Source organism: Bacteroides sp. AM23-12, from assembly GCF_003434395.1.
Lineage (GTDB): Bacteria > Bacteroidota > Bacteroidia > Bacteroidales > Bacteroidaceae > Bacteroides > Bacteroides thetaiotaomicron.
On record NZ_QTLF01000003.1, the window covers coordinates 21,247 to 34,529 of the forward strand.

A 13,283-nucleotide genomic window follows, 5' to 3' on the forward strand; every position below is an offset into this window, starting at 1 on the left:
TAATAGGTAACAGGTAATAGGTAACAGGTAATAGGTAACAGGTAATAGGTAACAGGTGATGGGATGAAGTTCTCAAAATAGAAAGTTGAAAATAATTAAATTATAAATAAAGAGATGGCAACAACAGAATTTATCGCCGCTATTGAACTTGGTTCATCGAAGATAACCGGTGTGGCCGGAAGAAAGAACAGTGACGGAAGTATGCAGGTACTGGCATACGCCCAGGAAGACTCTTCAACGTTTATCCGCAAAGGAGTGATCTTCAATCTGGACAAGACAGCACAAAGCCTGACTTCTATCATCAACAGACTGGAAGGTGAGTTGAAAAACTCAATCGCCAAGGTATACGTAGGCATTGGCGGACAATCCCTCCGCACAGTCCGCAACGTAGTAAGTCGCGACCTCGAAGAAGAAGCGATTATCTCGGAAGAGCTGGTAAACGCTATCGGCGATGAGAACGTAGCGATTCCGGTAGTCGATATGGATATACTGGACGTAGCGCCGCAAGAATACAAAGTCGGCAATAATCTGCAAGCCAATCCGGTGGGACTGGTAGGAAGCCACATCGAAGGACGTTTCCTCAATATCGTCGCCCGCTCTTCCGTACGGAAGAATCTGGAACACTGCTTCCAGCAGGCAAAGATCGATATTGCCGACCAACTGATCGCGCCACTGGTAACAGCCAATGCCGTGCTGACCGAGAGCGAACGCCGTTCGGGCTGCGCACTCATCGACTTCGGAGCTGATACCACCACTATTTCGGTTTATAAAAACAACATTCTCCGCTTCCTGACAGTGCTGCCGCTGGGAGGAAACAGCATCACCCGCGACATCACCACCCTGCAAATGGAGGAAGAAGAAGCGGAACGTCTGAAGAAAACTTACGGAGACGCCCTATACGAAGAAGACGAAAGCGAAGAGCCCGCCACCTGCAAGCTCGAAGATGAAAGCCGCACAGTCGAACTGAGCAAGCTCAACAACATCATCGAGGCACGTGCCGAGGAAATCATCGCTAACGTATGGAACCAGATTCAAATCTCCGGCTACGAAGACAAACTGCTGGCCGGCATCATCCTCACAGGTGGAGCCGCCAACCTGAAGAATCTGGAAGAAATGCTTCGCAGACGCTCGAAGATAGAAAAGATGAGAATGGCGAAACTGCCTCGCAACACCGTTCACGCTCCCAGCAATATACTGAAGAAGGACGGTTCGCAGAACACCCTGTTCGGACTTCTGTTCGAAGGCAATCAGAACTGCTGCCTGATAGAAACCGCTCCCCAGATACCGGTCACTCCCGCCACTCCCCGACCGGAGCCGGAAATTCACAAGACCGTAGACATGTTTGAGGACGATCAGGAACTGAAAGAGCAAGCCCGACTGGCACGCCTCAAGAAAGAAGAGGAAGAGAAAGAAGCACGGGCAGCCGCCAAGGAAGCTGAAAGACTCCGCAAGCAGAAGGAGAAAGAAGAGAAAGAAAGACGCAAGAGAGAAGCCGGTCCCAGCTGGATTCAACGCAAGATCGACTCCCTGACCAAGGAAATCTTCTCTGACGATGATATGAAATAAATTCAAAATTCAATAATATGGACGAGATAGTACAATTCGATTTCCCGACCGACTCACCGAAAATCATCAAAGTAATTGGTGTAGGTGGCGGTGGCGGTAACGCTGTGAACCACATGTACCGGGAAGGCATACATGACGTAACGTTCGTTCTCTGCAACACGGACAACCAGGCATTGGCCGAGTCACCCGTTCCGGTGAAACTGCAACTGGGCCGTAGCATCACACAAGGACTTGGAGCCGGCAACCGTCCCGAACGGGCACGCGACGCCGCCGAAGAAAGTATTGACGATATCAAAGAACAGCTGAACGACGGCACCAAGATGGTATTCATCACTGCCGGAATGGGAGGAGGAACTGGAACCGGAGCCGCCCCTGTCATCGCCCGCATTGCGAAGGAGATGGATATTCTGACAGTAGGTATTGTCACCATTCCATTTATTTTCGAAGGAGAAAAGAAAATCATTCAGGCACTGGACGGCGTCGAACGTATCGCCCAGCACGTAGATGCCCTGCTGGTCATCAACAACGAGCGCCTGCGCGAAATATATGCCGACCTTACCTTCATGAATGCTTTCGGCAAGGCCGATGATACGCTTTCCATCGCTGCAAAGAGTATCGCCGAGATAATCACCATGCGTGGTACGGTGAATCTGGACTTTGCCGATGTGAAGACCATCCTGAAAGACGGTGGTGTAGCCATCATGAGTACCGGATTCGGAGAAGGCGAGAACCGTGTCACCAAAGCTATCGACGATGCCCTCCACTCTCCGTTGCTGAACAACAACGACATCTTCAACGCTAAAAAGGTGATGTTGAACGTATCCTTCTGTCCCACGTCCGAACTGATGATGGAAGAAATGAACGAGATACACGAGTTCATGAGCAAGTTCCGCGAAGGTGTGGAAGTAATTTGGGGTGTCGCCGTAGACAACTCTTTGGACACCAAGGTAAAGATCACCGTACTCGCCACCGGATTTGGTGTGGAAGACGTGCCCGGTATGGACACACTGCACGAAGCCCGCAGCCAGGAGGAAGAAGAACGCCAGTTGCAGCTTGAAGAAGAGAAGGAGAAGAATAAAGAGCGTATCCGCAAGGCATACGGTGAAAGTGCCGGCATCGGAAAGAAAAGCCTGCGCAGCCGTCGCCATATCTATATCTTCAATACCGAAGATTTGGACAACGACGACATCATCGCCATGATAGAGGAATCTCCTACTTACACGCGCGATAAAACGAAGCTGTTGAAGATCAAGACGAAAGCGGCTCTTGAAGAGGAAGTTGCCATGGAAGAGGCTACGGACAATGACGGGGTAATCACTTTCTAGATGGTTCTTCCCCTTGCTATTACAAATTGTAAATAATTAAAATATAAATATCATCATGGATTTATTTGACAAAGTCAGCGAAGACATTAAAAACGCAATGAAGGCAAAAGATAAAGTTGCCTTGGAGACTTTAAGAAACATAAAGAAATTCTTCATCGAAGCTAAAACAGCTCCGGGAGCCAACGATACACTGACAGACGAAGCAGCCTTGAAAATCATTCAGAAACTGGTGAAACAAGGTAAGGACTCTGCCGAAATCTATATCGGACAGGGACGTCAGGATCTGGCTGACGGAGAACTGGCACAAGTTGCCGTAATGGAAGCTTATTTGCCCAAACAAATGACTGCTGAAGAACTGGAAGCTGCATTGAAGGAAATCATTGCCGAAACAGGTGCTACCAGCGGAAAAGATATGGGTAAGGTGATGGGAGTTGCCTCCAAGAAGTTGGCAGGACTGGCAGAAGGCCGTGCTATTTCTGCAAAAGTAAAAGAGTTGTTGGGATAACTCTCCACACCTCCTCCCCAGAAATAAAAAAAACTTTTTGGTCTCACGGTCTCATTCCATTAAGATAAGCCGTAGATAATCAGCAATATAAAGAGTGAGAGATCCTTTTCAAACAGGTATCTCTCACTCTTTTCTTCATTCAAACAGCTATTTTTCACGTATCTCTCATTCACTTCAAGGGTATCTCTCATTGTTTTTAGGGCTTTACATGTTATACTGCTACCTATATCCTTCTCTTTTGATACCTACATCTGCATGTTTTCTTACCGACATCTTCATCGTTCCACCCGGGTAGGACGAACTGTCTACTACTGTGACACGATCAGTTCACCTAAGTGCGATGATCATATCACCCGGGTAGAACGATGAAGATATCGGTGAGATAATATGATAATACCAATTGAAAGACAGGAGAATATAGGATCATTTGCATCTAAAAGAGCGGTAAACAATAACTTCTTGATTTATGAAATTACCTATTTGACATCAAGTTACAAGAATAAAAACATAATAAATGGCATTATATAAATTAAATTCTTACTTTTGTAACAATAGGAAGATAACATTCCTGCTTTGACGACAGGCAAAACATTCTTTTTGAATAGTATCTATAACGAACTAAATTACGACAAACAGATGAAAAGCAGTACATTGATAACTATTCTATCTACATTCTTATTAGTAGGGTGCAGCAAACAACAATCCACTTTGGACAAACAACTGGATGAGGTTGAAAAAATCATAGAAGTAAATCCTGATAGCGCATCAAGCATACTGGAAAACATAGCATCTCCGGAACAACTGGATGATAAAACCTTTGCACGCTGGTGCATGCTATCGGCCAAAGTCACTGACGAAATCTTTAATACCCTATTGCCATCTTATCAATTCGAGCGAGCTAACACTTGGTATTCATCCTACGGTAAATCCAATGAACAAGTACAAATCTTAATTTATTTAGGACGTTCCTATGCAAATGACGGGGATTATGACAAAGCAATGTCTATATATACTAAAGCGTTAGAGATTGGAGAAAAGAACAAACTCTATAATTTAGTTGGGTATACATATAGCTATATAGGCGACTTATATAGAGAGAAAGCCATGCGAACAGAAGCTATCAAAAAATACGAAATGGCTGCCGACAATTTCAAAAAAGAAAATAACACTGATAGCTACGCTTGTGCTCTAAGAGATATGGGGCGTGAATACGCATGCACTGATTCAATATCCCGTGCCCTTGAAATTCTGCTTATGGCAGATTCTATCACCGAGACTTCAGAGGATAAAGATGTAAAAGCTTCAATCGAAAACACTCTGGGCAACATATATGTAATGCATAACAAATACGATAAAGCTAAAAAGTTCTTCTACAAAGCGTTGGAAGGAAGAGAAAAAATGCCTAATTACATGGCATTAATTAGCTTATACATAGCATCTGACTCTTTAAATCAGGCAAAAGAACTCCTGCAAAAGATTCCACAAGATGATCCTACTTATACTTATAGTATTAAATATCTATATTACCAGATATACAAGTCAGAAAAAAAATATGAGCAAGCACTCACTTATCTGGAAGACTATACTAATATATTAGATTCTACGGTATATAGCAACATCCAGTCTAAGATACTGAACATAGAACATAAATATAATCACCTGAAAATCAGCAAAGAAGTAGATAACCTAAAAATGAAGCAACAGAACTACATCATAGTTTCTGTTATCTGCATTGCAGCTCTGCTGTTAATAGTTATAGGTTATTTATTATACAGAAAACAAGCAAAAGAGAAAATCTTAAAACAGCAAAAAGAATTAGATAAGATGAAGTTAAACCTATACACACTTTCTCTTGAGCTTGAAAAGAAACGAAGTTTATTAAATACATTCAAAGAAAAAGACGAAAATTATGATCAGCTGCAAGAAGACATCGTTCGTTTATCTGCCAATTATAGAAAACTACAAAATAAATTACTTATAGATTCACCTCTATACAAAGAACTAACAAAATTGGGGAATCAAAACATACCGGGAAATAATAAATCGCTCATAACGGAAAAACGATGGAAAGCCATTACAAATGAAATAACAACCATATATCCTGAACTTTATAATTATATATATAGCTTAGGTCCGAACTTACCGGAAGAAGATTTTCAATATTGCTGTTTGTACCTTTTTGGATTCGATACCAATACAGAAGCAAAACTATTAAATATTGCCCCCAATTCCGTAAGTAAAAAGCGTTCCAGACTTAAACTGAAACTCAATATCACATTCCCGACTAATTCTTCATTATATGAATATTTGATTAAGAATATGCATTAATATCCATATTTTATAGAGATATTACCGATGTCATGTTCATAGTACATATCTAAATCGTAAGTGACTGATTATCAGGCACCGCCTGTCCATATCAAAACTAGTAGTTCTCATACTTAGTCCCTCATATTTTAATAACTTTGCAGAAAACATTTAAAGATATGAGAAAGCTAAGTATTACATTATTATTAATTGCCCTTTCATTCATAACGATGGAAGCCAATATTTTATCAACACACAAAAGCAAAATTTTAGTTTTTAAAGGATGGAGTGAACGCCAGAAGTCAGTTGTTTTTATACCCATAGAAGCAGTTCTCGAAGGTCATAACATCGAAGTGCAGTTTTTTGAAAAACCGAACGAGCCAGTCACGTTTCAGGTTAAAGACAAGAATGGAAACATTGTGTTTCAAGATATGACAACTCCTGATAACCTGGAAATCTATCAAATAGATGTGAGTGGCTTCGAGACGGGGCAATATGAACTTCTCTATATAGAAAAAGATGTGACTCTCATTGGAGAGTTTGAAATCGAGTAGACATCAACACATATAATGACAATAATTTACGTGAACTTTATTGTTCATTTACAACTTAACCATTAAAATATATTCTTATGAGAAAATTAAATTATTTTATTGTGGGCTTAAGCCAATTGATTATGGGAACAATGACCATAGGTTTTGTTTCTTGTGAACAAAATTTAGAGGCTCTGGATAATTCTCCCCAAATGGCAGAGGCCATGGTTGGTTCGAAATCAATTACATCAAATGATTCAATATGCCTTTTTTCTAACACAGATTCATTAAAAAAGCCACAGACAAGAGCCAATTTATATTATCCTGAAATGGATGAGTATTACTCTTCAAATATGTGGGCTATTAGAGAATTGCCTTTTTCTTTAAAAGTTCGTGGAGGCGGAACTACCGACCGGCCTTATTTTGCAACCCAAGGATTAAGAAAAGAATTATACCTTTCATCAAGTAATGATTCTAAGTTCTATTTAAGAATACTGCCTTCTAGTAGTGGCATACCATATTTAATTTATTCAGATGCTTATAAAAGACCGTTAGTTTGTGGCCAATATAACAGTAATCCTGATAATAAACTTGTTGTTGTATGGGACACGGATGATATTAGTACAGGGAGCTGGGATCTTATACCATCCTCATATAAAGGATATTTTGCAATTGAAAATCAGACATATTTTGGAATGACAGATCCTAATAACCCTTGGAGCTCTTTTTGCTACTCGATGGAGGCCAAAAGCAACGGACAGCTAGGATATGCCAAATATAGTAAACAGCCACAGCAAGAGTTTCTATTAGAGTTTGTGAATGGATTTGATGTAAAAGAGATTGCATTTGATAGTGAATCAGCTGTCGTAACACTGTTAGACCCTGTTGAAATAGAGTCGAACGGACAAACAGAGCCAGTTTTAGGACCTTCTAATATTACGATTACAGCAGTGAAAGACGTAAAAGATACTTCAACCTATTCAGAAAAAGGATCTTTGAAAATTCCAATGTCTAAGCCTAATCAATTATTTTTCCGTCCTGCTATTATAGCTGGCCAATTTATAAAACCCAGCAACTTTAGTACTGGAGAAGCAGTTGACACAACAGTATTTATGCCTAAAGCACCTTATTTTTCTACAATGTATGAAATACCCAAAAGACTATCTGTCAAGATCCCTATAACAGTCAATGAGCCATCATTAGTAAAAGTGACCACATATTTAAAGAAATATAGCGTTAAGGCTGACTATACAATCACTATGGTTTATAAGAAGCCAGGAGAAGTCAACGAAAGAGAAGTCAAATTTAAGGGTACTTGGAATGGGATAATTCACACTACGTCAAAAGCTAAAGCTGATAAAATTGTAGTAACCCCAAACGATGAATACAGAAGAAAACTATTAGAAAACAGATAATTAATAAAAAAACAAATATCATGAAAACATTTTTTTATATAATAATATTATCTGCTGTCATTCCGTTTTTTATAGCTTGTTCAGACAACTTAGATTTGCCTACATCGCAAATGTCCGCAATCGAAGCTGAAAATTCAGAAGGTGATGTTGTTATACAAAAGCGCAATCCCAACCTTCCAGAGGTTGTTACTAAAGCACCTACTTTTGAAGAAGGGCTAACAAGAAATAATGCAACAATTGGTTCGTCTGATAAATTCCTAGGCTATGGTTATAAATTATACAATGGAAATTATATCCCAAGTGATTTTGATAATTTCACACATTCCATTCTTAATATTGAAGCTATAAAAGCCTATGATGAGTCATATGTAGATGAAAAATACCCTAATTGGAATGACCAATCGTCTTATACATACTATAACTTTGATGATTACACACATTTTTCAACTGAAAGCAAAACGATTAAAACTGGATTTTCTTTAAATTTAGGATTATTTTCTATTGGAAAAAAGAGAACCACAGTCGAAACCTTTAGAACATTTATTAATGAAACGATGGAGCAGACTTATGGAGAAATGAATATATTATTTGCACATGGCAAATTTATGCTCTTAAATTCAAGTGGCTCAACAAAAGTTTATGCTAGACAGTTTTTAAGAAGATCCTTCATTAACAATTTATATACTTCTACTATATCCTCTGTCATTAATTCATATGGAGATCTTGTTGTCGTTGGTTATTATACTGGTGGGAGAGCTTTTGCTCAATATATGGGAAATGCAGCATCAAGTACTAATGTTGAGCAACGGACTAAATCATTGGATACTAGTATTACGGCTTCACTTACATATGAAGGTGATTCGCTTAATGCTTCATTTGGATTTAATGGAAAAAATGGAAATTTTGATTCAACAGTTTACAAGAAGCAAGATATTTTTTTACGAGTAAAAACTTTGGGCGGTATTCAGAATGAAGAGAGTGCGATAAATACTACAATGTCACTCAAAGATATTAATATTGATTTGCAGTCTTGGAGAAAATCACTTAACGATTCAAAAAATCATACTGTAATTGATTTAACACAAGAAGGGTTATTCCCAATGTCTGATTTCGTATTAGAGAGAAACTTTCAGCGACGCTTTGATGATACATCCAAGAACATTCTTCTTCCAGTTACGAGACTTTATACCCCGTCTATTATGATTACAAGGATATTAAAGAAAACATCAACTTCAGGAGATAATTTGTATGAGGTTGCTGCTGTCTTGGTAACAAGGCAAGGTGATCAGATTGTGTTAAGTAATGGTAATGCTACGGATGCAGAATTAAAACAGAATGAAGACAACAATGTTTTTCTTGAAAAAGCGAAAGCAATAGCAGAGGAAAAATCCAAATACTTTAGTTCCGATATTCAGATAAGCTATAATACAACTAAACGTTTAAATCCTATGTTTCGTTCCCCACTATGTATAGTACTGGAAAATTTTAATGAGAATGGATTTTATAAGTATTATAATGAAACAACTAATATGGAATATTTATATGACCCAACTACTAAACTTTGTTTTTCCTTTCTTGCAGACGATGGGGATGAAAGTATGCTAGAAGTATATGGCTTGAGTACTTGGGTTTCAAATCTAACTGAGAAAAGAATCTCAATGGCAACACTGGCTAATTTGTATACAATTATAGGATTGTAAAGAGTTGGATACAGATGCTTGTGTATGTAAAAATAGGGAATCATGTTAATATATGAACTATTTGAAAAATTTGAAAAATCTGAAAAACTTAATTAGGCATGAAATATAATATAAAACAGTCTTCTTTATTGATGCTCTTCGCTTTGTTTTTGGTGACTTTTTGCTTTATAGCTTGTGATGATCAAGACAATGAAGAGCAGGAACAAGTGGGGCAACTCACTCCCGAAGCTCTCTATCAAACTTCATGGCGTGGCACCGGACATTGTGCCACATGGAGTTTGAAAAATAGAGGTATCGGTATACAATTCGTAGATACCCAAAAAGGAAAAGTGATTTGGGAAGATTATGATCAATTTGATATTACCTACACGATAGAAGGGAGCTATATTACATTTAATGATATTGCGTTTCAACTTGCCGGGGCTCCTTGGGTAATTAAAAGTTGTACCAAAAATCACATAACTCTTATACAAAATGAAGCTAGTCCTGATAAAGATAAAATAGCGACAATAGAGTTGGAGAGGGTAGACTGATTCTTTAAAAGATATAGTTTGAAGTTATAAATGAGGACACTACATACTTTGCTTATTATCGAAAAATACAGTTGAACACAAGAAAATAAATGAAAAGTAAGGAGGCCACCTACTAGTTTATACAAACATTTTAAATTAACAAAAAAATGAAAACAAGATTTGTTATGTTCAGTATGTTAGCAGCTATAGCTATTTTTGCTGCTAATTCATTCGCAGCAAATAATAATGCGGCAGCTAAAGAAGTTAAATCTGAGAAAGTCGATCAAGACGTAAAGCCCAAAGCTATGATGTGGGTAGGATTTAATAACCAAACAGGTGATGGAAATCATAGCGGTACCATGCAGGTCAATGTTCAAACAATGAATATGACCTTCGAAGCCCTAGCATATGAATGGGCAAGAGCTGCACAAGTTACTGGCACTTATAAGAATTACAAGTATTATAACTCCAGAGGTCAGCTCCTTGATATGGGAAGAAAATGTACAGAACAGGGTGTTAGTTCCGGCTCAACCGTCAAGGTAACAAAGTAAAACAGTGTACTAGTACAAATTGCTCCATGAATTAACTGTAGGGAGCGGTAGCTTTTCTATCGCTCCCTTATTGAATTACACTTTTTTTATTGTAATATTGCATCAAAGAATATACGAATAAATGCAAACCCGCACCGCTAAACTAACTTTGTATTTTATATGCTGCATGACGATATCAGTATATGCTCAACAAAACAATACACGCATTGTTTCTGGGCATGTCTATGCAATTGAGAATAACGTACATAAGATAGTTCTGCCATACGCTTCAATAGTTATATTAAACTTACCAGATTCTGCATTTGTTAAGGGTAATACTACCAATAAAAATGGAGATTTCAGGATTGAATATCCAATTAAAGAAAATACTGGGTATCTATTAAAGGTATCATATACTGGCATGCGTACACAGTATTATGAACTAAAAAAAACATCCCCCATACAATTGGGTGACATCATTCTGGCGGATACAATTACATCATTAAGCGAAATAACCATATCAGCTAAGCAAGCGGAAATGCAGCATAAAAAAGATACTACGATTATTAATACAGCAGTATATATGCTTCCACAAAATGCCTATCTGCAAGAACTCGTTAAAAAAATACCTGGTATATTATATGATGCAGAGAATGGGAAACTATCATATAATGGAAAAATCATTCAGGAAATAAATGTAAATGGTGAGACTTTTTTCAATAAAGACACGCAAATGGCTTTAAATAACTTACCCGCAAAGTTTATAAGTAAAATAAGAATATACAATAAGCAAGACAACAAAACATTTAGGCGCACGAACGAAGAATATTATATCTTAGACTTACAGACAAAGGATGAATTCAATAACTCTTTATTAAGTTCAATCAAAGCCGGCTATGGCACCCATAGAAAGAAGGACTTTGAAGGTCAAGCCAATTATTTTAAAGAAAATGGAGATAACTTATCTCTATTGTTACAAACTACAAATAAAGATTTAAACTCTCTCTATAAAAATAATATTTCGCACTCATTAGGTATGAATGTACGACACAAATTTAGTGACAAACTTAATATATCTGGCAATATTAATTATAACTACAACAAAAGTGGAGAACAATCCAAGAACTACACAGAGCAGTATTTGCCAAGTGAGAACCTTTACTCATTAGGAGAAATAGAAAATGTGAATAAAAACAACTCATTATATTCATCCTTGGGTATAGAATGGGAACCTGATAAAAAGACATATTTCTTATTTGATATCACATACAACAAAGACTATTTTAATACTATTGCTAATAATAACACAGTTACCCTAAACCACCCCATAAACTCCACCAACGAAGATTATAGTAAGATTCCAGAAAAATATAAGATAAACTCCAGCATATATGATTTGCTATCAAGAAATAAGAACCAAAGTTACAACTGGCAAATCTTCATTTACCGTGATATAAGCAAACATTTAAGGCTAAACTTTAATATGCTGCATAATCCTAAAAAAAGCAGAAACGAGGATTTTACTAATTCAAATATACATTATTACCAAACAACAGTGAATACCGATATGGAATCCCCTTCAAATAAAAGCCAATACATTGAATCTCCATTAAGTAATAAGACATTGAATACTTCTTTATCTTTAACACATTCTATAAAGGAAGATTTTATATTGACATATTCATATGGAATTGACGTCAAAAAAGAAGATTCTAAACGAAATACGTTTGATTTATCAAACCGAGAATCCTCTGCAACAGCAATTAATCAGGTTCCTTTGGATTACAGACAAAATTATATAGACAGTTTGAGTAATAATAGCAAAAGCAAAACTTATATTCACAATATAGGTCTCCAACTATTTTACAACTCACAGCAGTGGAATATAAATGCGAACATAACATATTCACCATTACTACGAAACATACATCAAAAGACAGGGGTAGTAAGTACCGATACGATTATTCATTCATCAGACTTTCTATCTTCAATATCAACAACATGGAATAAAAATAAATTCAGTATATCATTTAATTATAACGGAATGACAAATCAGCCTCCCTTGACAATTCTTTTACCTGTCTTAAACACAAGTAATCCACTCAACGTTATAAAAGGTAATCCCAACTTAAAGCAATCTTTTACCCACTCCATCGGCTTAAGTATGAGTACAACTTCAGGTATTTATTCTTCCATCAGTTACCAAAGTATTACAAACGATATCGCACAAAAAAACACATTTGATGCTACGACAGGAAAACGAGAATCCTATCCAATAAACATTAACGGAAACTGGAATAGCAATATTTATTTGCAATGGAACAAAACCTTTGGCGATTTCAGTTTAAACCTTAATGAAAACGCGATATACAGAAACCAGGTTTCATTGATTACCAGTTCTGACAATATTGAATCTAACCATAGCCAAACACATGATATTAATATATCAAGTAAACTTCGTTTGGCTTATCGTCCGCAATGGGGGAATATGGAGTTAACAGGTGAGCATTATTTCAGTCAATCCCAAAATTCATTACAAAACAGTAAAGTCTATTCAAGAGATTATAAGATAATAGTAAATGGATTTGTTAATCTACCCAAAGATCTTCAGATTTCCAATAATATAAGTTATACATATCGCAATGGTACAGCCATTGATAAAAATAATAAAACTGAGTTGCTATGGAATTTAGGCATTACATGGCTATTCTTAGAAAACAAATCGGCAGAACTATCATTCTATTGGGCTGATATATTAAAACAAAAGAAACACTATATCCGAAATGTAACAGCAGACAGTTTCTATGAATATCGCGCCCAACAAATATCAGGATACATATTATGTTCCTTCAAATATAATTTCAACATCCAATTAAGAAAATAAATTTAT

10 protein-coding genes are annotated in these 13,283 nt (G+C 37.2%); all 10 read left to right on the forward strand.

Translation table 11 applies throughout. The features are described 5' to 3' along the window. Positions 1-114: 114 nt before the first annotated feature. The 10 genes from ftsA (at position 115) to DW640_RS03995 (ending at position 13,277) form a co-directional block, all read left to right on the forward strand. A complete protein-coding gene (gene ftsA / locus DW640_RS03950; protein WP_008767639.1) occupies positions 115-1,566 on the forward strand; it encodes a cell division protein FtsA in 1,452 nt (483 codons plus the stop codon). Between the two features lie 17 nt (positions 1,567-1,583). Further along, positions 1,584-2,891 carry a cell division protein FtsZ gene (gene ftsZ / locus DW640_RS03955; protein WP_008763706.1) on the forward strand — a complete coding sequence of 436 codons (1,308 nt, stop codon included), beginning with the start codon at positions 1,584-1,586 and terminating at the stop codon, positions 2,889-2,891. Positions 2,892-2,946: 55 nt separating this feature from the next. Continuing rightward, complete coding sequence (locus tag DW640_RS03960; RefSeq protein ID WP_008763705.1) at positions 2,947-3,396, forward strand: GatB/YqeY domain-containing protein; 450 nt, start codon at positions 2,947-2,949, stop codon at positions 3,394-3,396. 636 nt (positions 3,397-4,032) lie between these two features. Continuing rightward, on the forward strand, positions 4,033-5,724 hold the full coding sequence (locus tag DW640_RS03965; protein WP_074857876.1) for a tetratricopeptide repeat protein: 1,692 nt from the start codon (positions 4,033-4,035) through the stop codon (positions 5,722-5,724). Positions 5,725-5,882: 158 nt separating this feature from the next. Then, the gene (locus DW640_RS03970) at positions 5,883-6,257 is read left to right on the forward strand and encodes a DUF3244 domain-containing protein (protein WP_165360398.1); all 375 of its coding nucleotides are present in this window, start codon (positions 5,883-5,885) and stop codon (positions 6,255-6,257) included. A 77-nt stretch (positions 6,258-6,334) separates the two neighbouring features. After that, on the forward strand, positions 6,335-7,651 hold the full coding sequence (locus DW640_RS03975) for a hypothetical protein (RefSeq protein ID WP_074857812.1): 1,317 nt from the start codon (positions 6,335-6,337) through the stop codon (positions 7,649-7,651). Between the two features lie 20 nt (positions 7,652-7,671). Continuing rightward, complete coding sequence (locus DW640_RS03980; protein WP_074857810.1) at positions 7,672-9,351, forward strand: MAC/perforin domain-containing protein; 1,680 nt, start codon at positions 7,672-7,674, stop codon at positions 9,349-9,351. Positions 9,352-9,482: 131 nt separating this feature from the next. Continuing rightward, positions 9,483-9,884, forward strand: coding sequence for a hypothetical protein (locus DW640_RS03985; RefSeq protein WP_170848639.1), 402 nt, complete (start codon positions 9,483-9,485; stop codon positions 9,882-9,884). A gap of 146 nt (positions 9,885-10,030) precedes the next feature. After that, positions 10,031-10,414, forward strand: coding sequence for a hypothetical protein (locus tag DW640_RS03990; protein WP_129654932.1), 384 nt, complete (start codon positions 10,031-10,033; stop codon positions 10,412-10,414). Between the two features lie 166 nt (positions 10,415-10,580). Beyond that, positions 10,581-13,277 (forward strand): outer membrane beta-barrel protein, encoded by a 2,697-nt coding sequence (locus DW640_RS03995; protein ID WP_158562587.1) that lies wholly within the window; start codon positions 10,581-10,583, stop codon positions 13,275-13,277. Positions 13,278-13,283: the final 6 nt, after the last annotated feature.

Bases quoted from the DNA above. Each gene is read 5' to 3' on its own strand.
- DW640_RS03970 (WP_165360398.1), top strand. From the start codon at position 5,883: ATGAGAAAGCTAAGTATTACATTATTATTAATTGCCCTTTCATTCATA.
- DW640_RS03975 (WP_074857812.1), top strand. From the start codon at position 6,335: ATGAGAAAATTAAATTATTTTATTGTGGGCTTAAGCCAATTGATTATG.
- ftsZ (WP_008763706.1), top strand. From the start codon at position 1,584: ATGGACGAGATAGTACAATTCGATTTCCCGACCGACTCACCGAAAATC.
- DW640_RS03985 (WP_170848639.1), top strand. From the start codon at position 9,483: ATGCTCTTCGCTTTGTTTTTGGTGACTTTTTGCTTTATAGCTTGTGAT.
- DW640_RS03965 (WP_074857876.1), top strand. From the start codon at position 4,033: ATGAAAAGCAGTACATTGATAACTATTCTATCTACATTCTTATTAGTA.
- ftsA (WP_008767639.1), top strand. From the start codon at position 115: ATGGCAACAACAGAATTTATCGCCGCTATTGAACTTGGTTCATCGAAG.
- DW640_RS03990 (WP_129654932.1), top strand. From the start codon at position 10,031: ATGAAAACAAGATTTGTTATGTTCAGTATGTTAGCAGCTATAGCTATT.
- DW640_RS03980 (WP_074857810.1), top strand. From the start codon at position 7,672: ATGAAAACATTTTTTTATATAATAATATTATCTGCTGTCATTCCGTTT.
- DW640_RS03960 (WP_008763705.1), top strand. From the start codon at position 2,947: ATGGATTTATTTGACAAAGTCAGCGAAGACATTAAAAACGCAATGAAG.
- DW640_RS03995 (WP_158562587.1), top strand. From the start codon at position 10,581: ATGACGATATCAGTATATGCTCAACAAAACAATACACGCATTGTTTCT.